Consider the following 20,786-nt stretch of genomic DNA (forward strand, 5'->3'; position numbering starts at 1 on the left):
CGCGCGGCGCTCACCAGACACCACCGCCCCAAGATTTGCCAGAACCTCCCCACGTTGCACTAACCACTTGACAATGCGCGAGTGACCGCCTGCGTGAGCGCACTTTCGCGGGATGATGTCCGGGCCGCTCAGGCCTCGATCCGCATCATGTGCGCGAACTTGCCCACGAACAGCGGCGGGTAGGCCCCGCGGCCGGCCCGGTGCATCCACACCGCGGCCGGGGCCGGATCCTCGATCCAGGCCCGAGCGCTGGCCTCGTCGGCGAGCTCGTGCAACACCAACACCTCGTGCTCGTCGTCAAAGGCCTGAAATATCCACATATTCCGAACGCCCGCCGCCCGGAACCCGGCCAGGTCGCGCCGGACCGCCGCGACCAGCGCCGGAACGTCGTCGACGGCGGCGATCGCGGCCAACACGATGTCCGGCGCGGCCGCGGTGGCGGTCACGTCGAATTTCGCGGCCTTCTCCCCGGCGAACACGGCCGGGATGTCGTGCACGCCCACCGCGTCGAACCAGTCGAAGAAGATCCGGGAGCGCAGCAGGTCCACGATGGGTTCCCGGTTGTGCACACCGATGGTGACCAGCACCCGGCCGGGATCGGTCGTCGAGAGGTACACCCCGACGTGATGCGCACCGATGTCGGCCAACCCCGCCTTGCGCCGCTGCAGCAGCGGCCACACCCGGCTCGGGTCGGGCACCCGGTAATCCGAGGCGATCAGCAGCGAATGGCTGAACGCCTCGGCGGGGCTCACCGCAGTTGCCCCTTGTCCACCTTGCCGGTGGCGTTCAGCGGTAACTGGTCGAGGAACTGCACCAGCCGCGGCACCTTGAACCCGGCCATCCGGTCGCGACTCCAGGCGATCAGATCCGCTTCGGAAACCGGCGCTTTGGTGACCACGAAGGCCTTGCCCACCTGGCCGAGCCGCTCGTCGGGCACACCGATCACCGCCGCCTGCGCGACGGCCGGGTGCTCCAGCAGGAACCCTTCGATCTCGGCGGGGTAGGCGTTGAACCCGCCGACGATGAACATGTCCTTCTTGCGCCCGACGATGCGCACCCGGCCGGCCGCGTCCATCGTGCCGATATCGCCGGTGTGCAGCCAACCGTCCTCGTCGATCGCCGCGGCGGTGGCCACCGGATCGTCGAGATAGCCCTGCATCACGTTGTAGCCGCGAACCAGCAGCTCACCGTCATCGGCAATGCGCACCTGCACATCGTCGCACGGCGTGCCGACCGTGGTGGCGATGTCTTCGAACGAGTCGCCGCGCCGGGACGCGGTCACCGTGCCGGCTTCGGTGAGCCCGTAGCCGGTCATGATGGACTCAAACGGCAGCTCGTTACGGATCCGGCGGACCAGTTCCACCGGGATGTCGGCGGAGCCGGTGACCGCCGCCCGCAGCGACGACAGGTCATGGTGCCCGCGGGCCGCCAGCAGCGAGTGGTACAGCGTCGGCGGCCCGGGCAGCATGCTGATCCGTTCGGCCTCAATGAGTTCGGCTACCGCGTCGACATCGAACACCCGCACCGGCAACATGGTGGCGCCGCGGATGCAGGACGCGATGGCGCCGGCTTTGTAGCCGAACGTGTGAAAGAACGGGTTGACGATCAGGTAGCGGTCGCCTTCACGCAGGTCGGCCAGGTCGCACCAGTCGGTGTAGCCGCGCAGGTTTTGTCGATGGTTCATCATCACGCCCTTGGGCCGCCCGGTGGTGCCCGAGGTGAAGATGATGTCGGCGATGTCGGTGCCGTCCACCGGCCGGTGCAGCGGCGCGCCGCTGGACAGGAAATCCGATTTCAGGTCGATCACCGGAACCCCGGCGGGGGCGGTGAAATCCAGTCCCAGAAAGCCCTTCTCGACCAGCACCAGCTTGGCTCCGCTGCGGCGGATCACGTCGTCGGCCTCGGACTGCTTGAACCGGGTGTTGACCGGGACCAGCACCCCGCCGGCGCTCAGCACACCGAACGCAGCGATGATCCATTCGGCGCAGTTGGGCGCCCAGATCGCGACCCGGTCGCCCTTGTCCACCCCGGCGGCCGCGAATGCCCCTGCGGCGCACCGCACCTTGTCGGCGAGTTCGATGAAACTCAGCCGCAGTGGGCCGTCGACGACCGCTTCGGCATCGCCGAAACGGTCGCCGACACTCAAGACCATCTCGGGGATGGTCTGCCAGCGCGGCACCCTAGACGGTGACGAGTCGACCGAGGTTGCCGCCCATGATTTTGGCCTGGTCCTCGACCGAGAGATGCTCCAGCGCCGTCACGTAGTGCGTCGGCTCGCCCAGGCCCTCCGGGTGCGGCCAGTCGGAGCCGTAGAGCACCTGGTCCACCCCGATCAGGTTGATCAGGTCATCGATACCGTCCTCGTAGAACGGGCTGACGTAGATGCGGTTCTTGATCTCTTCCATCGGGTTGCCCAGGAACGCCTCCGGCGCCTTCCGGTAGACCTCGGCCATCGAGTCCAGCAGCGGGAACATCCACTTGGACCCGGCCTCGACGATGCCCACCTTGAGCTTCGGGTGGCGGAACAACGCGCCGTGGATCACCCAGGAGGCGACCGCGTCCTGGATCGGGCGCCACTCGTTCAGGATCCCCATGGCATTGGTCTGGAACGGCAGCATCTCCTGGGTGGCACCGTCCCACTCGGAGGTGTAGCGGGAGTAGCCGCTGTCCGAGGAGTGCATCCCGATGAACACGTCGTATTCGACGCACTTCTCCCAGAACGGATCGAATTCGGGCAGCGCGAAGGACCGCGGGCCGCGGAACCCGGGCACCGGCGCCGGACGGATCAGGATGGCCCGGGCACCGCGCTTGACGGCCCACTCCAGTTCCTCGATCGCCTTCTCCACGATCGGCAGGGTGATCACCGGCGTGGTGAAGATGCGGTTCTGGTAGTTGAAGCCCCACACCTCGTCCAGCCACTGGTTCAGTGCGTGGATGATGACGTGGATGGCGACCGGATCGTCGCGCAGCCGCTCTTCGATCAGGCTGGCCAGGGTCGGGAACATCAGCGTGCGGTCGATACCCAGCTCATTCATCAGCTCCAGACGGGGGGCGGGCTCGAAGAACGCCGGGATCGCCTTCATCGGCTCACCGAACAGCTCACGCTTGCTTTTGCCGTCGGGATTGCCGAACTTGAAGTACTCCTCCCAGGCGCCAGGTTTGGCCACCACCGAGAACGTCGGGTTGGGGATGTACTCGCTGATCTGACCACGGATGGCGATCTTGGTACGCCCGTTGACCTCGACGTACTGGACGATGCCCTTGTACTCCTCGGGCAGGTACTTGGTCAGCGCCTCCGGCGGCTCATAGAGGTGGTTGTCCGCATCGAACAGCGGAAACGGTATGTCGACCCGATGCGACAGTTGACCCATGAGATGCTCCTTTTCAGTTCAGGAGAAGGTTATTCTCTTTTGGCGGATGTCGCAACGGGCTGGCCCGGTCCGGGCCAGGGTGGCGGGGCGCCAGCGCCGATTGTGCTGCGGTCAGATCGGGTCGAATGCGGAGATCAGCCAGCGTCCGCCGACCTTGTCGAGCGTCACCCGATACGTCGAGGGGGTCTTGGCGGGCACGTCCTCCCCGACGGTGACGATCTGGTCGACGAACAGCACCACCACGGCGTGGCCCGCGGTGGCCGACACCGACCCCGCCGCCGAGACCTGCGCTTTGGCCGTGACCCGCTGTTCTTTCGCGCGCGGGACGATCACGTCACGGGTGAACTGTGCAAACGAATCACGGAAGCCGCCGGTCAACCGGTCCCCCGCCGCCGCTAGGTCCTGGTCCACGGTGTCCGACTGATACGACAACATCGCGGTCGCGGCGTCCTTGGCCACCTGGACGGATTCGACGCGGGTGTCGGCGGCGTCGCGGGCCGACGAATCCAGCCCCTTAAGCAGTCCCGCCGCCAGCGCAAGCACCAAAGCCAGACCGGGTAGCACGCCGTAGTCCACCAGCCGCGACCAGTCGACCCGCCGTGTGGCCGGGGCGCTTTCGGCCTGTTGCACCGGTTCGGCGCCCGGCGTCTCACCGTCCTCGGCATCCCGAGCATCCTCGGCGGGCGGCTCGTCCACGGCCACCGCCGGCTCGGTGGCCTGCGCCGCGGTGGGCGGCTCGGCGCCGTTGTCGGTGCCCGCTTTGCGGTGTCGCCCTTTGCTCATTGCACGAACTCCACCTTCGCGACTTTCGTCGCGTCGCCCACCTTCTGCACGGTCAGGCGCATCCGCCAGGCCTGCGGTGGCTGCTCGGGCAGCGCAGCGCTCGAGGTGGTCACCGTCACCGCCACCACCACCTGCGCCTCGTCGCCGCTGCGGGATTCCAGCCCGGCCGCCGACACGGTGCCCACCGATTTCGACTGTGCGTCTTTCACCGCGGCGATGTAAATCTGGGATCGCTTCGCGAAATTGTCGTGGAAGGTGCCCGTCGTCGCCGCCAGGATCCGTTGCACGTCGGCGTCGACGTGCGCGTAGTCGACCGTGGTCAGATCCGCCGCCCCCTGCCGGCCCCCGTCGAGGAACAGATTGACGTCGGCCTGAGCGCTGCGGGACTGGTAGGTCCGCAAACCGAGCCAACCGACCAGACCGGACAATGCCACCACCCCGATCAGCCCGGCGACGAGGGCCGGCCGCGGGCGCCAGCGCGCCCGCATCGGCGCGGCGGTTTCCTCTTCGGCCACAACGACTTCCGGTTCGGCAGCGGCGTCTCCCCCGGCATCCTCCGTGACCGGTGGCGTATCCGCCGGCTGCGGCGCCTGCACCGGTTCCGCATCCTGGGTCGTCGACCCACTCGCGTCCCCGTCCGGGCTGCCAGCATCGTCGGGCATCACGTCTCCTTGTCGCGGTCCCGGGGACCGACCCCTTAGCTTGATTGCGGTTCACCCTCGAGCCGGCGCAGCCAGTGCTCGACGAACGCGACCGTTTCGGCGTGCCCCGCGGTCATGCCGAGCGCCTCCTGCTCCATCACGAGCACCCGCGAGACGCTGGTCATCAGCACCATCATCACCACCGCCGGGCATTCGTCGGTATCGAGGTCGGAGCGCTCGATGATCTCCGCGACCGCCTGGCACTGTTCGGCCCGCAATTGCTCGGCGTATCGCGCGATTTCCGCCTTCAGCTCCTTGCGGTGGTGGGCGAGTGCAATGAACTGGGTGGTCAACGCCGTCCCCGCCGGGTCGGTGCTGAATCGCCACAGTGCCCACAGTGGCTGCGCCGATTTCAATGCCCGAGCCTGCTCTTGCAGGCCTTGATCGCCGCGGCGACGGAACGCCGCCAAGAACAGATCGTCCATGGTGCGGAAGTAGTAGTGGACGAGTTGGTGCTTGAGGCCGGCCTTTTCCGCCACCCGACGGGAGCTGACCGCCGCGTAACCCTCTTCCAACATCAGCTGCTCGGCCGCGTCGAGCAGCAGCGTGCGATTCTTCGCGTCGGGTGCGCCAATGCGGCGGGGCGGCTTAACTGAGTGGGCCATGCCCGCCGTCCCGCACCATCGCCACCCTGTGCACCTCCGCCATGCTAAGCAGCTGCATAGCAGCTGTCAGCTCCTTCCCACCGGCCGCCCGCCCGGTTGCGGGTTCGGCACCGTCGACCTCTTCATCCGGTTAACCGGGGATGCTATTCTCCCAGCACGAGAATGTGAATCTCGTAGTGGGTACCCGTGGAGGTAGCGGTGAAAGCGGTGGTGACGCGCAGCGCGGTGCTGGGCATCGCGTTCGGCGTGGGCGCCGCGGGCGCGCTGGTGGCCGCGATGCCGGCGGCAGCGGACCCGCCGCAGCACCGGGTCCGCTACACCCTGAGCGCCACCCAGCCCACCCGTGCCGTCATCTACTACCGGGAAGTCCAGCCGCCGAACTTCGCCGAATACAGCCACGACCCGTACCTGTACAGCCCCCGCGCCGACGCCGACGTCGGACCGAACCGCCCGTGGATATTCGAGACGACGCTGGCCGACCCGGAGGACTGGGCCCTGGTGGTCGCGCAGAAACCCGCCCACCAGCAGGAGTTGCAGGCACCCGGGTTCGTGTGCGAACTTCGCGTCGACGACGTCGTGGTCAGCACCGACGCCGGCACCAAGGGCGTGCTGTGCTCGCTGCGTACCTGGTGAGCTGGCTCGATGCGGACGACGACCTCGGTGCAGGGCCACACCCCGGTGCTACCGTGAGTGGCCTTGCGCAGGCCGGAGCCAAGGACAGGAGGCGGTATGCCGTCGCGTAAACCCGCGACGTCGGATGCCACCGACAACGACACCACCGTCGCGTCCGAGGCTGCGACGGAATCCGATGCGCTGGCGCTGGCGCTGGCGGAGGCCGAAGCCGCCGAGGCCACCGCGGCGGCCGCCCGGGCGCGCGCGGAAGTGCTGCGGTTGCAGCAGACCCGTGCCGAAGAGCCGACCCCGCCGGCCGAGGACGAGACACCCGAGACACCTGAGGACGAGACGGTCGCTGAGCCGGAGCCCAGCGAATCCGAAGATGACACCGCAGCGACGGCCGACGCGGCCGGCCGCACCCGGCAACCCCGGCGGATCTGGACGCCGGTGCGCTGGGTGGCCGCAACGCTGGCCGTGCTGGCGGTCGGTGGGCTCATCGCCGCCAGCGTGCTGATGGTGCTGCAGGATCGCGATGTTCAGCACCGTCAGCGGCAGGCCGGCGAATACATGGCCGCGGCGCGACAAGGCGTGGTCACGTTGATGTCGCTGAACTTCAACACGGTCGACGACGATGTCAAGCGCATCCTCGACAATTCCACCGGCGAGTTCAAGAAGGACTTCGAGAAGCAGGCCGGCGACTTCGTCAAGATGGCCAAAGAATCGAAGGCGGTCACCGAGGCCACCGCGACCTTCGCCGCCATCGACTCGATGACCGACCACGACGCGACGGTGCTGGTGGCGGCGAACACCAAGGTCAGCAATTCCGGCGGCGCCAAAGACGAGCCGCGCAACTGGCGGCTCGCGGTGAAGGTCGTCCGGGAGGGGGGCCAGGTGAAAATGTCGAGTGTGGAGTTCGTGCCGTGAGCAAGGCCGAGGAGAACACCGACGCGGGCACCGAACCCGACGCCGAAGAGCCCGAAAGCGGTGCGGTGGCGCTGGACGCCGACGACACCACCACCGAATCGGTGGACCCACCGGGCGACAGCGATCGGCGAGCCCGCGCGGTCGCACCGGCGTGGTGGGCCGCGATTGTGCTCGCCGTGCTGCTGATCGCCTCGATCGGCGTGGCCTCGTGGTTGTATTTCGCCCGGTACCAACCGGATCGCCAGCTCGGCTCCGACGCCGAACAGGCGGCGTTGACGGCCGCCGCGGACGGGGCGGTGGCCGTGCTCAGCTACGCGCCGAACACCCTCGACAAGGATTTCGCCTCCGCCAAATCCCATTTGACCGGTGACTTCCTGTCCTACTACACGGATTTCACCCAAAAGGTGGTCACCCCCGCGGCCAAGCAGAAGGAGGTGCAAACCTCGGCCGCGGTGGTGCGCAAGGGCATCATGAGCATTACCCCCGACTCGGCCGAGGTGTTGGTCTTCCTCAACCAGACGACGATCAGCAAATCCAACCCGGACGGCGCCTTCTCGATGAGCAGCGTCAAGATCGGGCTCGAAAAGCACAACGGCCACTGGCTGATCGCGTCGTTCGATCCGGTCTGAGCCGGGCCCGGCACGCTACATGCGGGTCAAGGAGAACGCCCAGGTGTTCACCCCGGGCGGGCCGTTGAAGCAGCCCACGTCGAAGTGCGAGTCGACGCTGCCGGCCAACGTGTTCGCATCCCAGGTGTAGGTGTCGCGGGTCGGCAGCGCGGCGCCCGGGCACCGCAGCCCGTCGGGCACGTCGGAGGTAAACGAATAGTGGCCGTCCACCAGTTTGGCCGTACCGCCGTAATAGGCACCAAACTGTGGCCGGGGCAGTGCGCTCACCAACACGCAGCCCGAGGGCATCTGGTCGAACTGACCCGGCGTCTCGCACGGGTACACCGCCCACACCCAGGAGGCGTCCGTCCAGCGGTCGCTCAAAACCTCGTAGTTGCCGAAGCGCATGTCCGCGCCGGCGGGCGACGCCAGCATCGTGGCGACGCACACCGGCGCGGCCAGCACACCAAGAATCTTGTGCACGGGGACTCCTCTCGGGTGGGCTAGGTGTCCCCGCGGCGCCACAGGGCCGCGCCGTCTCGGGGGTTACAGCTCAAAAACAGTCCGTCCGGTGCCTGCGCGACGTCACCGTCGTAGCCGGCGCAGTCGGAGTTCTCGTCCTTGATGCCGTGCATCTCCGGCGATCGGAACCAGCGCGGGTCGTACCGCCGCGGCGAGCCGCAGAACACCATCCGGCCCCAGTCGGTCACCCCGAACACGTAGTAGGTGGTGCTGTCACACGGCGCCCCCAGCACCACGTGCGGCACGATGCCCGGTGTGCACGCCGGATAGTCACAGGCCGCCGGCGGGTCCGCGGCCGCCGGCGTCGCGGCGGTCAGTACCGCGATGGCGACGACCGGCACCGCCGCCAGCCCGGCCAGCGTGTTCCGACGATTTCCCATGGGCGACTTCACCTCCCGCTACAGCCGGACCAGTGTCAACGGCAACTGAATCACCAAGGGCTGGTTGCGCCCGCAGGCGCCGCTGAGACCGATGGTCCGGTCGTAGCCCATCAGCAAGTCGGTGTTCGACTTGGTGTACTGCCCGTTGACGTCGCTGCCCTGGAACTGGTAGCGCTGCCGGCCCGGCGAGGTGGTGCCGTCCGCACACCTCTCCCAGGTCTCGTGGTACCGGTCGACGATCCACCGGGTGCTGCGCCACTCCAGCGGAGCCGTCCAACCCTGATCACTGCTGACCTGGCCGGTGCAGACGTGCGCGTTCTCGCAACTTGAGCTGATCGTCCACACCGACACCACGGTGGCTTCATCCATGAACACCTCGTTGGTCTTGGCCCAGTCGCCGTTTGAGGTGACCCGGTAGCTGCCGTTGAGTTCGAACCCCAGCGGCGCGGCCTGCGCGGGTGTCGCCGCAGCGCCCAGTCCCAGCAGCGCCGTGGCCAAGGTCGATACCAGTCCTCGCATTGCATCTCCTCCGCATTCCCCACCGCTAAGTCGGCATCAAATCCGTCCACGATTTGGGCGTCCCGGGCAGCCTCTGCTGTTCGAATCGCCCATCGGGGGTCAGGTACTTGCCGGTGCGCGGGTCGTAGGGCAGCACCGCCACCGACGGGCCGCCGCCGCTAAACGCGGACGGCGCTGCCCCCGGGGCTTCCGGCGGGCCCGGCGCGGGCGCTTCCGGGCCCGGACCGGGGGCCTCCGGCGCCGCGGCCTCCGGCGCCTCCGGCGGCACGGGCGCTCCCGGCGGCGCGACCCCCGGCGGCAGCGGCGTGCCCTCGACCGGACCGAAGATCCGGTCTTGGAAGTCGACGCGGTCATCGACCGGGATGCCCTGCTTGATCAGGTTCGGATCGAAGGCACCCGGCCCGGTCAAATGCTGGCGCATCGCGATCGGCACGAATCCGCGGGGGTCGTCGCAGAGTTCGACGGTCGGGGCCCGCTTACCCGGATGCTCGATGCACGGGAAGTTGCGGGCGCCGCGCACCGAGATCGGCGAATCCTGGGGCAGCTTGCAGTACATGCCCTCGGGGGTGTCGATGGTGGTGGTATCGGCCGGCGACCGACGCTGCGAGGCCGGGGTAAAGCCCACCGTACAGGGGTTCGGGTCGCCGACAGTGAGGCTGAAATCCCCCTGCGGCAACCCGGTCGGGTTGTTCTTGGGCACACCGAACGACTGTTGTTGGGCGATGTACGCGGGCAACAGCACCAGCAATTGCTCGATGGCCGGGTTGTACACCATCAGCACCTGGCTGACGGTGGTCATGTTCGCCAGCAGGATCGGCAAGGTCGGCTTGATGCCGTTGAGCAGCCCGGACACTTCGTCGGCGAAGCCGGGGAAGCGCTGCAGCACGGTGCGGATCTGCGGGTCATTGGCGACCAATTGGTCGCTGATCCCGGCCAGGCTGCGCGCCCAGGTCCGGATGGCGGTCGTGCTCTGGGCCTGGGAGTCCAGCAGCGGGCCGCTGTCGTTGATCAGGGCGCGCAGCCGCTCGGAGACCCGGTTGGCGTCCCCGCTGATGGTGGCCGTCGAATCCAGCAGCGACTGCAGGTCGAATCCGGCGCCGTTGAACGCCAGAAAGGTTTCGTCGAGCAGGTCGCTGATCTTCTGCTTCGGAATGGTGTCCAGCAGCGCGCTGAGGTGATCGAGCATCGGCCCCACCTCTTGCGGGACCACCGTGTTCGACGCCGGGATCACCGAGCCGTTCTGCAGGTACGGTCCGCCATCGGAGTTGGGCAGCAGATCGACGTACTGCTCCCCGATGGCCGACACGCTGCGCACCGCGGCGCGCAGGTCGGCCGGGATCCGCGGCGAACGGTCCAGCGACAACGTGGCCCGTGCGCCGGTCTCGGTCAAGGCGACGTCGGTGACCCGACCGATCTGCACGCCGTTGTAGGTGACGTTGGAAAATCGGTACAGTCCCCCGGTTTTCGGCAGATCCAGCTTGACGGTCAGCTTGCCGATCCCGAGCAGGGTCGGCACCTGCATGTAGCTGAACAGCATCACCGCCACACCGATCACCGAGGCGATGGTGAACAGGATCAATTGGGTCCGAACAAAACGGGTCAGCATCTAGCCACCGCCTCCCGGTGCAGCCGCCGGGTAGGGGCCGGCGAAAAGTGTTGGTGCGGGAGCCGGAGCTTGTTCGGGCGGCGTGACCGGCAGTACCGGCCCGCCCGGTGCCGGCGCTGGCGCTGGCGCCGGAGCCGCGGCCGGTGCGTCGGGTGCGGGAGGTGTCTGGGCGGGCGCGCTCAGCGGGCTCATCAGCGGATCGTAGGAGTAGTTCAGGTACCACGGATCGCCGGGCGCCGGAACGAGTTTCGCGTTCTCGTCACCCCAGCGGGTGCCCGCGAACAACGACCGCTTGAGCCGCGAGTAGGTCAGGTCGAACACCGCGAACAGGTTCAGGTAGTCCCCGCGGACGGCGCGTTCGATCGCGTTGGCGCCGTACGGGAACGCCGAGCCGTACGCCAAGGCGGCGTTCAAATCGGGACCGACGTCGGCCAGCGCCTTAATCGCCGGCTCGAGATGTCTCAGGTCGCCCACCAACTGGTCACCGGCGTCGTGGACCAAGGCGGTGGAGGTGTCGCCGAAGCGTCCCAGCTTCTCCAACGCGGTGGTGAGCGTCGGCCGTTCCTTGATCAAAACGTCGATCGCCGGGGGGATTTCGCGCAGCGCGCGTTGCAGCACCGGGCGCTGGTCGGCGAAGGTCTCGGCCACCCGGTTGAGCTGCTCGATGGACGCCACGATGTTGTCGCGCTGCCGGTCGAGCACCGCGGTGAACCGGTCCAGCCGGGTGATCAGGTCGCGGACGTCGGATTCGCGCCCGGCCATCGAGGCGCTGAAGTTGTGGATGATGTCGCCGATCTGCCCGAGCCCGCCGCCGTTGACCAGCACCGCCAGCGAGGACAGGGTCTGCTCGGTGGACGGGTAGCTCGACGACGAACCGACCCCAATGGTGGCCCCCGGCGCCAGGTGTCCGGACGGGGCCTGGCCCACCGGCGGGTCCAGCGCCAGGTGCATCGAGCCCAGCAGGCTGGTCTGCCCGACGGTCGCGACCGCGTTGCTCGGCACCACCACACCTGGGTTGACCGACACCTCGACGTTGGCATGCCAGTTGTCGACGGTCATCTTGCCGACGCTGCCGACCACCACATTGGAGATCATCACCGGGGAATTGGATTCCAGCGTCCCGACATTGGCGAGTTCGACGTGGAAGCGCTGCGCCCCGGCGCCGTGTCCTTGAGCGCCGGGCAGCGGCACCGAGTTCAGCCCCCCGAACGCGCAGCCGGTGGCGGTGCACGCCACCGCGGTACCGACGGTCAGGGTGCGCCGGGCGGCGCGCAAACCGATCATGGTGGCGTCCCTTCCGCGGGCAGGCTGGGTTGAGGTCCCGGTGCCGGTCCGTCCGGCAGCATCATTCCGTCGAAGGTGACCGCACCCGGCGGCGGTGCGCCCGGGTAGACCGGCGGCGTCAGCGGGGCGGGCAGCCCGTCCGGGACGTAGGCGCCGTGCGGTCCGGTCGGCGCGTCCCAGCCCGGTGGCGGCGGCACATCCCCGCGCAACCCGGTATAGGCCGAGATCATGGGCGCCGGTTCGGGCGGCGACGGGATGCCCCCGGCGCCCGGCATCAACGCGGGGTCGGTGTAGATCAGCTTGTCCGGGCTGCCGGACTTGCCCAGATAGGGGTTGATCGGCAGCGGGAATCCGTTGAAGTTCAGCAGCCGCAGCCCCGGGCCCAGGTACTGCTCGCAGAGTTTGGCCGTCTCCGGCGCGGTCACGTTCTCGACACCGCCGACCATGCCGCAGATCAGGTTCACCGGGTTGGCCATGTTCACGAACCCGATCGACCCGATCGGGGTGCCGCTGGTCGGGTTGAGCATGTTGAGCGTATTGGAGATGGCGTTCGGGGTGATGTGCAGAATGTTGCGCAGCGAGTTCTTGGCGTCGGCCAGCGTCTGCGTGACGTTGGCCAACCGCGCCACCGACTCGGTGGTTTCGTTGCGACTGCCCGCCACGAACCGTTGCACTTCACCGATCGAGGTGGACAGGTCGGTCAGCGCCGCATCCAAATTGGACCGGCTGTCGTCCACCACGCTGGTCAGCGTGGCGAGCCGGTCCTCGAACACCACGATCTGCTGGTTGCTGTCGCGCAGCGCGGTGACGAAGGTCTGCAGGCCCTCGATGATGTCGACGATGTTGCCGCTGCCTTGGGCGAAGACCCGTGCCACCCCGGACAGTTGAGCCAGCGTCTCGCGCAGCTTGGTCCCGTTACCGGCCATGGCGCCCGCGGCGCTGTCGATGAACCGGGCGGCCGAGGTGCCCGACATCGTGCCGTGCTCGCCCAATTCGGTGGCCAGCCGGTTCAGCTGGGTTTTGACCTCGTCCCATTCCACCGGTACCGCGGTGTGCTCCCGCGGGATCACCGCGCCGTCGGACAGGGTGGGGCCGTCCCCCTTGTGGTACGCCGGGGTCAGTTGGACAAACCGCGCCGCCACCAGGTTGGGCGCGACGATGATCGCCTTGGCGCCCGCCGGGATCGGTATCCCGTGACCGACCCGCAGGGTGAATTTGGTTTGGGTTCCCTGCGGTTCGATGCGCTCGATGGTGCCGACTTTGACGCCGGCCACCCGCACCTCGTCGCCGGGGTAGATCGCGGTCGCGCTGGAAAAGTAGGCCGTGATCGTGGCCGGTTTGACCGCCAGGTGGTGCACCAGCACCCCGGCGCCCAGCAGCGCGATCAGCAGCACCGCGGCCCCGATCCGTAGCGAATTCCGTGTCGTCATCGTGGCGGAAGATCTCCTGGCTGGGGAATACCGTTGACCGGGAACGGAATTTCGGCGCGCGGCCCGGCGTTGTCCGGCGGCTGACCGGCGTCGACGCCGCGCCGGAAGCCGAACGCGTAGTCGAGGAACGGCTGCAGCAACTGCGGCAGCGTGATGTTGGGGATGAAGGCGCTGTAGTAGAACCCGTTGGACACCGTCTCACCCTGGGTCAGTTCGTATTTGGCCAGGCCGGGCAGCGCCTTGGCGATGTTGTCGCGGTTGCGCTCCAACACCACGTTCAGCGAATTGATTTGGTCCAGGGCCGGTTTGAGCTGGGCTTCGTTGTCGGCGACGAGGCCCGACAGCTCCCGCGACACCGCGGAGGTGTTCGCCAACAGGTTGACGATCGCCTGCCGGCGGGCGTTGAGCACCCCGACCAGATCGTTGGCGTTGAGGATCAGCGCATTGACCTGCTGGCTGCGCTCGGACAGGATGCCGGTCACGTCGGCCGCGGATTTGAGCAGGTCGGCGAGGCTTTCGTTGCGGCTGTTCAGCGACTTTGACAAGCGGCTCAAGCCGTCGAAGGTCGGGCCCAGCTGCGGGGTGATCTGGTCGATCGTCGCCGACAGGGTGTCCAGCGAGGTGTTCAGCGATTGGGTGTCGGTGCCCTTGGTGTTGCTGGTCAGCTCGCCGACCATGTCGGTCAGCGAATACGGCGAGGAGGTCCGGGTTGTCGGGATGACCTCGCGCGGACGCATCCGGGCGCTGCCCGCCGGTTCCAGCGCCAGCACCCGCTCGCCCAGCAGCGAGCCGGTGCGGATGTGCGCGGTGGTCTGCGAGCCCAGCGGGTATTTGCCGGCCAGGGTGAAGGTCACCAGCGCCTCGCCGTTGTCCAGCGCGATGTCGGAGACGGTGCCGACCTTGATGCCCGACAGGGTGACGTCGTTGCCGGTACTCAGGCCGCCGGCCTCGGTGAACCGGGCCTGATAGCGCACCGAGGTCGCCCACTCGGTCAGCCGTTCCGGCTGCAGCCCGACGGCCACGATGCACAGGATCAGCACGACGCCGATCACGCCCGCCCGGATGAGCCCGGATCCGCGGTATTTGAGCATCAGCCCCGGCCCCTTCCGGCGGGGGCGATCAATCGGTGTCTTTGCATCGCCCCTCCTCCTGTTTGATCCAGGGGAATACCACCGTGCGGCCCTGCAGGTCGCTGGCCCGGATGGCGACACCGCAGATGTAGTACTGGATGAAGCCGCCGTAGGCACCCAGCCGGATGGCCTTGCGGTAGTTCTCCGGCGCCTTCTGCAGGGACACGTCCAGCTGGGACTGGTCGGCGTTGATGTTGGTCACCAACCGGTTGACTTGGGCGATGGTGTTTTTCAGCGGATCGCGCGCGTTGCCGAGCAGATCGGCCAGCGACGCGGTGCCGTTGTCGAGTGCGGTCACCGCGGTGCCGATCGGGTCGCGGTCGGCCGCCAAACCGTCCATCAGCGTATGGAGCCGATCGATCGCCCCGGCGAACCGGTCACCGTCGGCGGACAACGTGTGCAACACCTGTTGCAGACGCTCGATGAGTGATTCGATGACCTGGTTGTTGTCGGCCAGTGCGGTGGAGAACGACGACGTGTTGGACAGCAGCGATTCGATGGTGCCGCCCTGGCCCTGCATGATCTGGATCAGGGACGCGGTGAGCGCGTTGACGTCCTGCGGGTTGAGGCCCTGAATGACCGGTTTGAGGCCGCTGAGCAGCAGATCGAGGTCTAAGGCCGGCGCGGTCTTGTCGAGCGGGATTTGCGCACCGGCCGTCAGCAGCCGCGTCGACCCCGGTCCGTCCACCAGTTCCAGGTAGCGATCACCGACGAGGTTCAGGTAGCGCACCGCAGCCCGGGTACCGGTGGTCAACCCAACATTGCGGTCCGCATCGAACTTGACCAGCACGGTGCCGTCGCCGCGCAACGCCACATCACCGACGGTGCCGACCCGGACCCCGGCGACCCGAACGCTGTCGCCGGCGCGCAGCCGGGAGGCGTCTTTGAACACGGCGCTGTAGCCGACGGTCGACCCGGTGCGCACCTCACCGAAGATCGCGAACAGCAGCACCGTCATCAGCACCATCACCGCGGCGAAGACGCCGAACTTGAGCAGCGTCTTATACGAGCCGGTCATCCGGGCATCCCCGTCTGGTCGCTGTTGCGGGGAGGTCCGCCCAACGGCCCGAACAGGGCCTGCTTGAGCGCGTCGGAGTTGAACAGGATGCCCTGGTTGCCGTACTGGTTGGGGTTGGCGCCGGTATCGGCGACCATCCAGGGCACCCGGTACTCCGGGGGCACGTCGGGCAACCCGAGTTCGTGGCAGTAGGACCGGTCGGCCTTGGCCGCGACCTTCGGCAGGTCGTTGGGATACCGGTAGCGTTCCGAGCCCAAGGTGAAGCTGGCGGCGATGATGATGCCGGGGACCGGGAACGGCGGCGTCTTCGCGAACGGCACCAGCCCGCCGACCCCACAACCCAGGTGCTCGTGGTACTTGTCGAGCAACTCGGCGGTCGGCAGCAAGGTCTGGGCCAGGGTGGTCAGGCCGGGCCGGTTGCCGCCCAGCACGTCGTTGCTGACGTCGGCGAGCCCGATGGAGCTGAGCAAGAAGCCGTCGAGATTGCCTTGCTCCTCAACAATGCTGTTGCTCAGCGTGGTGCTGTTGGCCACCGTGGTGGTCAGGTCCGCCGCGGCGTCGGCGTAGGCGGAGAACACCGGGGGCATGGTCGCCGTCTCGGTCTCCAACTGGGGCAGGCTCGGCTCGATAGCGGCCAGGAATTTGTCGAAATCGGTGAGCGCTTGGCCGATCTGCTGTCCGCGGCCGTTGAAGGCCGTCGAGATGGCGCCGAGGGTCTCGTTGAGCTTCATCGGATCGATCTTGTTCAGCACCCGGGTGAGCTGCTGGAAGACCGTGTTGATTTCGACGGTGACGTGCTCGCCGTCCAGGATCTGACCGGCATACATCCGCTTGGGCGACGGATTCGGCGGCGGCACCAGCTCGACGAACTTGGCACCGAAAACCGTCGAGGAAGTGATGCTGGCGCGCACGTCGGCCGGGATCAGCCGCAGCTGAGCGGGATCCATCTGCAGCCGCAGCGCGGCGCTGCCGTCCGGTCGGGTCTCGATCGCGCCGACCGTGCCCACCTGCACGCCACGCATTTTCACTTTGGCGTCCGGGTTCATCACCAAACCGGCGCGGCTGGAGATGACGGTCACCGGCACGGTGGTGGTGAAACTGCCCCGGAACAACCCGGCGGTCACCGCGACCGCCGCGAGGACCAGCAGGACGGTCACCAGCCCCAGCAGCGGGCGCACATAGCTCGGGGCGTCGTGGCGCCGGCGTGGCTTCAGCGGCGCCGCGACGCGGTGCTGGCCGGTGGGTTCCTGCTCGTGTGTCAAGGTTCGCGTCACGTCCTCTACCCCGACAGGTTGAAGTTGCCGTTGGAGCCATAGATGGACAACTGGACCAGCAACGTCACCGAGACCACCAACACCAGCGAGGTGCGCACCGCGTTACCGACCGCCACCCCGACCCCGGACGGCCCGCCGGAGGCGAAATAGCCGAAGTAGGTGTGGATCAACAGGATCGTCAGCGCCATCAGCACGGCCTGCAAAAACGACCACAGCAAGTCGATCGGGTTCAGAAACGTTTGGAAATAGTGGTCGTACAGGCCGGCGGATTGGCCGAACAGCGCCACCGTGGTGAAGCGGCTGGCCACGAACGACAAGATGACCGCGATCGAATACAGCGGAGTGATCGCGATCATGCCCGCCACGATGCGGGTGGACACCAGATACGACACCGGGCGGATCGCCATCGACTCCAGCGCGTCGATTTCCTCGTTGATCCGCATCGCCCCCAATTGCGCGGTGGCACCCGCGCCGAAGGTGGCGGCCAATCCGATGCCCGCGATCACCGGGGCCGCGATCCGCACGTTGATGAACGCCGCCAAAAACCCGGTCAGCGCCTCGATGCCGATGTTGCCCAGCGAGCTGTAGCCCTGCACGGCCAGGGTGCCGCCCGCGGCCAGCGTCATAAACCCGACGATGACGACGGTGCCGCCGATCATCGCCAAGGTCCCGGTACCCATGCTGATTTCGGCGATCAGCCGAATGATTTCGTGCCGGTACCGGGTGGCGGCAAACGGCGCCCCGCCGAGCGCCTTGCCGTAGAACAAGGTGTGATCGCCGAGCCGGCCCAGGACGCCGACCGGGCGACGAATCTCCCGCGCGATGCGCGGATAGGTCGCCTTGAGTGTGACGCGGTTTCCCATGATCTACCGGGCCGTCATCCGGATACCGATGGCGGTCACCAGCACGTTGATGACCATCAACGCCATGAACGCATACACCACGGTTTCGTTGACCGCATTGCCCACCGCTTTGGCGCCGCCCCCGGAAATCGTCAGGCCGCGATAGCAGGCCACCATGCCGGCGATCAGACCGAACAGTGCCGCCTTGACGCAGGAGATGATCAGCTCGGGCACCCCGGTCAACAAGGTGATGCCGGCGGCGAACGCACCCGGGTTGACATCCTGGATGAACACCGAGAACGTGTAGCCGCCCAGGATGCCGATGATGACGACCAGGCTGTTGAGCAGCAGCGCCACCAGACCGGCGGCCAGCATCCGCGGCGCCACCAACCGCTGGACCGGGTTGATGCCCAACACCTCCATGGCATCGATCTCTTCGCGGATGGTGCGCGAGCCGAGGTCGGCGCACATCGCCGTCGAGCCCGCCCCGGCGACGATGAGCACGGTCACCATCGGGCCGATCTGGGTGACCGCGCCGAACGCCGCACCGGCACCGGACAAGTCGGCCGCACCAAGTTCGCGCAACAGGATGTTGAGGGTGAAGCTGACCAGCACCGTGAACGGGATCGCGACCAGCAGCGTCGGTGCCAACGCCACCCGGGCGATGAACCAGCACTGGTCCAAGAACTCCCGCCAATAAAACGGCCGCCGGAAGATGAACCGCACCGCGTCGGCGGACATGGCGAACAGTCCCCCGACCGCTTGCATCGGCCCGGACAGATTGCGGGGAACCCCGATTCCCGGTGACCAGCGATCCACCGCTGTCCTAAACCCCATCGGCTCCGGGCCCTTCTAGGATGGTGACCGCCGCGACCGCGGTGGGGCCGCCGATATTGTGCGCCAAGCCGATCCGCGCGCCGTCGACCTGGTTGGCGGCGTGGCCGCGCAGCTGCGCGAACAGCTCCACACACTGCGCCACGCCGGTCGCCCCCGGCGGATGGCCCTTGGACTTCAGGCCCCCACTCGGATTCACCGGCAGCGCGCCGCCGACGGTGGTGGCCTCGGTCTCGATGAGCTTGTGCGCACCGAACCGGTCGGCGAAGCCGAGGTCCTCGTAGCTGATCAGTTCGATCGCGGTGAAGTAGTCGTGCACCTCGGCGACGTCGACGTCGGCCGGCGTCAACCCGGCCATCGCGAACGCGCGCTGGGCGGCGCGGACCGTGGCCGGAAACGTCGTCATATCCGACTTGTGCTGGTGCATCACCGAATCCAGTCCGAGGCCGACACCGCGGATCCACACCGGGCGGTCGGTGAAGCGGTCCACCGCGTCCTCGGCGGCCAGCACCAGCGCGGCGGCGCCGTCACTTTGCGGCGCGCAGTCGTACACGCTGAACGGGGTGACCACGGTGGGCGCGGCCAGCGCCTGCTCGACGGTAATCTCGAACCGCAGCCGCGCCTTGGGGTTGGACACCCCGTGCCGGTGGTTTTTGACCGCCACCATGGCCATGTGTTCCTTGGTGGCCGGTGACTCGTGCAGATACCGCTGCACATGCAGCGCGAACCCGGCCGGCGCGACCAACCCCAGCGGGTAGTCCCACGCCATATCGCGCGCCATCGCTTCCCACTCCCACAGCAGGTCCTTGCACGCGGTCTCGCGCAGCTTGTCCGCACCCATCACCAGCGCGACGTCGAAGGCGCCGGAGGCGATCCCGAACACCGCGTTGCGCACCGCGTCATTGCCGGTGGCACAGGAGTTCTCCACCCGGGTGACCGGCAGCTCGGGCAGCCCGAGCGCGTCGGCGAGGATGCCGGACGGGAACCCGTCGGTGGTGCCCATCGCGCCGAACCAGGCGGCCTGCAGATCGGACTTGGCGATGCCCTTGTCGACGCTGGCGGCGCAGTCGGCGAACGCCATCGGTAGCAGATCCTTGATCCCCAAGGCGAAGTGCTCGGCGAACGGGGTCATGCCGGCCCCGACGACGGCGACCCGTCTCACGCGGCGGCCCCTTCGGGTTGGAAGGCATACCCATAGTCCGGGACACCCGAGCGCACCGCGATCCGGCGCAGCACCAGCCGGCCGCGGTCGCCGATCGCCACCGAGCCCGGCTGGGCGCCGGTCACCTTCACCAGGGCCCGCACCGCGACGTCGTCGAGTTCGACGATCACCAGCGAGTAAGGGGTCCGCAACCCCGGCACCGGGATGTGCACGGTGGCTTCGGTGTAGACGGTGCCGGTGCGCGGCAGCGGCACCAGCTCGTAGTCGGTCGCCAGCGAGCCGTCCTCGCCGACCCGGTACCGCGGCGGGAAGTCCAGTTGGTCGTCCTCGCCGAACGTGCCGGCCTCCCATCGGACCTTGGCTTCGAAGGCCCGTTCGTAGGCGGCCAGCGAAATCGGGATCTCGGCCCCGGCGGCGACCGCGGTGTCCGGCAGCGCCCGCGCGTTGGGCTCGCGCCGACAGATCTGCGCCACCCCGCCGACCACCGTGAGCCCGGACAGGCTGGCCTGCTCGACGGCCACCAGCCGCCCGGTCCTCTGCGCCTGCGCCAGTTCGGCCAGCGCGAACAATCCCGAGCTGGCGCCCAGGGTCGGCAGCCGCGGCGGCTCGCCGGTACACAGCTCCACCGCCTGCTCGTGTTCCACCCCGGCCACCGCCAGCGGCGTGTCCACCCACGCCGCGTCCAACGACGCCACCACACCCCGTTCGTGCAGCAGCCGCGGGTCGCCGTAATCGTGCACCACGCCAACGGCATTGCGGGTGCGCACCGGCAGGCTGCGGGCGATCCGGGCCGCGGTCCGCACCCGCAGCCCGTCCTCGGCGGTCAGCACGGCAGCGGCCCCGGCCGGATCCAGGTCAACCCCGAGGATCAGGGTGCGCGGCCGGGCCGAGCTGAGCGCGTCCAACGTGGCCGGCGCGCCGCCCAGCCGCTCGTCGACCTCGAGTTCGGGATCCAGGCCCAGGCCCGCCAGCAGCACCGCGGCGTTGCTGCTGTCGGTCAGCGGCAGATCGCGGCTGACCACCACCACGCGTTCCACCGCGCCGCCGCCGCTCAGCGCGGCGCGGCCGGCCTCCACGGCCAGCGTGATGGCGTCCTCGTCGTCACCTACCTGCCGGTGCCGGGGGGTTCCCCAACACGGCAGGTAAGTGCCAACGGCGGCGACGTAGGGCATCGGGTT

22 protein-coding genes are annotated in these 20,786 nt (G+C 68.0%); 3 read left to right on the top strand and 19 right to left on the bottom strand.

The window, feature by feature from the left end:
• Nucleotides 1–128: 128 nt before the first annotated feature.
• The 6 genes from ACAG26_RS24590 to ACAG26_RS24615 form a co-directional block, all read right to left on the bottom strand.
• The gene (locus tag ACAG26_RS24590; protein ID WP_370485696.1) at nt 129–752 is read right to left on the bottom strand and encodes a fatty-acid--CoA ligase; all 624 of its coding nucleotides are present in this window, start codon (nt 750–752) and stop codon (nt 129–131) included.
• On the bottom strand, nt 749–2,152 hold the full coding sequence (locus tag ACAG26_RS24595) for a FadD3 family acyl-CoA ligase (protein ID WP_370485697.1): 1,404 nt from the start codon (nt 2,150–2,152) through the stop codon (nt 749–751). The genes ACAG26_RS24590 and ACAG26_RS24595 overlap by 4 nt, the downstream gene beginning before the upstream one ends.
• A 28-nt stretch (nt 2,153–2,180) precedes the next feature.
• A complete protein-coding gene (locus tag ACAG26_RS24600; RefSeq protein ID WP_370485698.1) occupies nt 2,181–3,371 on the bottom strand; it encodes an amidohydrolase family protein in 1,191 nt (396 codons plus the stop codon).
• A gap of 111 nt (nt 3,372–3,482) precedes the next feature.
• A complete protein-coding gene (locus ACAG26_RS24605) occupies nt 3,483–4,154 on the bottom strand; it encodes a hypothetical protein (RefSeq protein ID WP_370485699.1) in 672 nt (223 codons plus the stop codon).
• The gene (locus ACAG26_RS24610) at nt 4,151–4,816 is read right to left on the bottom strand and encodes an Mce protein (protein WP_370485700.1); all 666 of its coding nucleotides are present in this window, start codon (nt 4,814–4,816) and stop codon (nt 4,151–4,153) included. Before ACAG26_RS24610 ends, ACAG26_RS24605 begins: the two co-directional genes overlap by 4 nt.
• Before the next feature lie 35 nt (nt 4,817–4,851).
• Nucleotides 4,852–5,460 (bottom strand): TetR/AcrR family transcriptional regulator, encoded by a 609-nt coding sequence (locus tag ACAG26_RS24615; RefSeq protein ID WP_370485701.1) that lies wholly within the window; start codon nt 5,458–5,460, stop codon nt 4,852–4,854.
• 276 nt (nt 5,461–5,736) lie between these two features.
• On the opposite strand from ACAG26_RS24615, the gene ACAG26_RS24620 reads away from it, so the two are divergent.
• The 3 genes from ACAG26_RS24620 (at nt 5,737) to ACAG26_RS24630 (ending at nt 7,628) form a co-directional block, all read left to right on the top strand.
• Nucleotides 5,737–6,093 carry a hypothetical protein gene (locus ACAG26_RS24620; protein WP_370485756.1) on the top strand — a complete coding sequence of 119 codons (357 nt, stop codon included), beginning with the start codon at nt 5,737–5,739 and terminating at the stop codon, nt 6,091–6,093.
• 96 nt (nt 6,094–6,189) lie between these two features.
• On the top strand, nt 6,190–6,999 hold the full coding sequence (locus tag ACAG26_RS24625; protein ID WP_370485702.1) for a hypothetical protein: 810 nt from the start codon (nt 6,190–6,192) through the stop codon (nt 6,997–6,999).
• Nucleotides 6,996–7,628, top strand: a complete 633-nt coding sequence (locus ACAG26_RS24630; RefSeq protein WP_370485703.1) for a twin-arginine translocation pathway signal — start codon at nt 6,996–6,998, stop codon at nt 7,626–7,628. Before ACAG26_RS24625 ends, ACAG26_RS24630 begins: the two co-directional genes overlap by 4 nt.
• A gap of 15 nt (nt 7,629–7,643) precedes the next feature.
• On the opposite strand, the gene ACAG26_RS24635 is transcribed toward ACAG26_RS24630, so the two are convergent.
• The 13 genes from ACAG26_RS24635 to ACAG26_RS24695 all read right to left on the bottom strand — a co-directional run bounded on the left by ACAG26_RS24635 (nt 7,644) and on the right by ACAG26_RS24695 (nt 20,780).
• Nucleotides 7,644–8,090, bottom strand: coding sequence for a hypothetical protein (locus ACAG26_RS24635; protein WP_370485704.1), 447 nt, complete (start codon nt 8,088–8,090; stop codon nt 7,644–7,646).
• A gap of 20 nt (nt 8,091–8,110) precedes the next feature.
• Complete coding sequence (locus tag ACAG26_RS24640) at nt 8,111–8,509, bottom strand: hypothetical protein (RefSeq protein WP_370485705.1); 399 nt, start codon at nt 8,507–8,509, stop codon at nt 8,111–8,113.
• A gap of 18 nt (nt 8,510–8,527) precedes the next feature.
• Entirely contained in the window at nt 8,528–9,028 is a 501-nt protein-coding gene (locus ACAG26_RS24645; RefSeq protein WP_370485706.1) for a hypothetical protein, read from the bottom strand.
• A gap of 25 nt (nt 9,029–9,053) precedes the next feature.
• Nucleotides 9,054–10,634 carry an MCE family protein gene (locus ACAG26_RS24650; RefSeq protein WP_370485707.1) on the bottom strand — a complete coding sequence of 527 codons (1,581 nt, stop codon included), beginning with the start codon at nt 10,632–10,634 and terminating at the stop codon, nt 9,054–9,056.
• Nucleotides 10,635–11,918, bottom strand: a complete 1,284-nt coding sequence (locus tag ACAG26_RS24655; RefSeq protein WP_370485708.1) for an MCE family protein — start codon at nt 11,916–11,918, stop codon at nt 10,635–10,637. It lies immediately after the preceding gene.
• On the bottom strand, nt 11,915–13,348 hold the full coding sequence (locus tag ACAG26_RS24660; RefSeq protein ID WP_370485709.1) for an MCE family protein: 1,434 nt from the start codon (nt 13,346–13,348) through the stop codon (nt 11,915–11,917). The genes ACAG26_RS24655 and ACAG26_RS24660 overlap by 4 nt, the downstream gene beginning before the upstream one ends.
• Nucleotides 13,345–14,439, bottom strand: a complete 1,095-nt coding sequence (locus ACAG26_RS24665) for an MCE family protein (protein WP_370485710.1) — start codon at nt 14,437–14,439, stop codon at nt 13,345–13,347. Before ACAG26_RS24665 ends, ACAG26_RS24660 begins: the two co-directional genes overlap by 4 nt.
• A gap of 28 nt (nt 14,440–14,467) precedes the next feature.
• Complete coding sequence (locus ACAG26_RS24670; protein ID WP_370485711.1) at nt 14,468–15,496, bottom strand: MCE family protein; 1,029 nt, start codon at nt 15,494–15,496, stop codon at nt 14,468–14,470.
• Nucleotides 15,493–16,710 (bottom strand): MCE family protein, encoded by a 1,218-nt coding sequence (locus tag ACAG26_RS24675; protein WP_370485757.1) that lies wholly within the window; start codon nt 16,708–16,710, stop codon nt 15,493–15,495. The genes ACAG26_RS24670 and ACAG26_RS24675 overlap by 4 nt, the downstream gene beginning before the upstream one ends.
• 65 nt (nt 16,711–16,775) lie before the next feature.
• Complete coding sequence (locus ACAG26_RS24680; RefSeq protein WP_071020725.1) at nt 16,776–17,633, bottom strand: ABC transporter permease; 858 nt, start codon at nt 17,631–17,633, stop codon at nt 16,776–16,778.
• A gap of 3 nt (nt 17,634–17,636) precedes the next feature.
• Nucleotides 17,637–18,449 (bottom strand): MlaE family ABC transporter permease, encoded by an 813-nt coding sequence (locus tag ACAG26_RS24685; RefSeq protein WP_370485712.1) that lies wholly within the window; start codon nt 18,447–18,449, stop codon nt 17,637–17,639.
• Nucleotides 18,439–19,608, bottom strand: a complete 1,170-nt coding sequence (locus ACAG26_RS24690; protein ID WP_370485713.1) for a thiolase family protein — start codon at nt 19,606–19,608, stop codon at nt 18,439–18,441. Before ACAG26_RS24690 ends, ACAG26_RS24685 begins: the two co-directional genes overlap by 11 nt.
• Nucleotides 19,605–20,780 carry a Zn-ribbon domain-containing OB-fold protein gene (locus ACAG26_RS24695; protein ID WP_370485714.1) on the bottom strand — a complete coding sequence of 392 codons (1,176 nt, stop codon included), beginning with the start codon at nt 20,778–20,780 and terminating at the stop codon, nt 19,605–19,607. Before ACAG26_RS24695 ends, ACAG26_RS24690 begins: the two co-directional genes overlap by 4 nt.
• Nucleotides 20,781–20,786 lie beyond the last annotated feature (6 nt).

It is taken from the genome of Mycobacterium sp. pUA109 (genome assembly GCF_041287095.1).
Lineage (GTDB): Bacteria > Actinomycetota > Actinomycetes > Mycobacteriales > Mycobacteriaceae > Mycobacterium.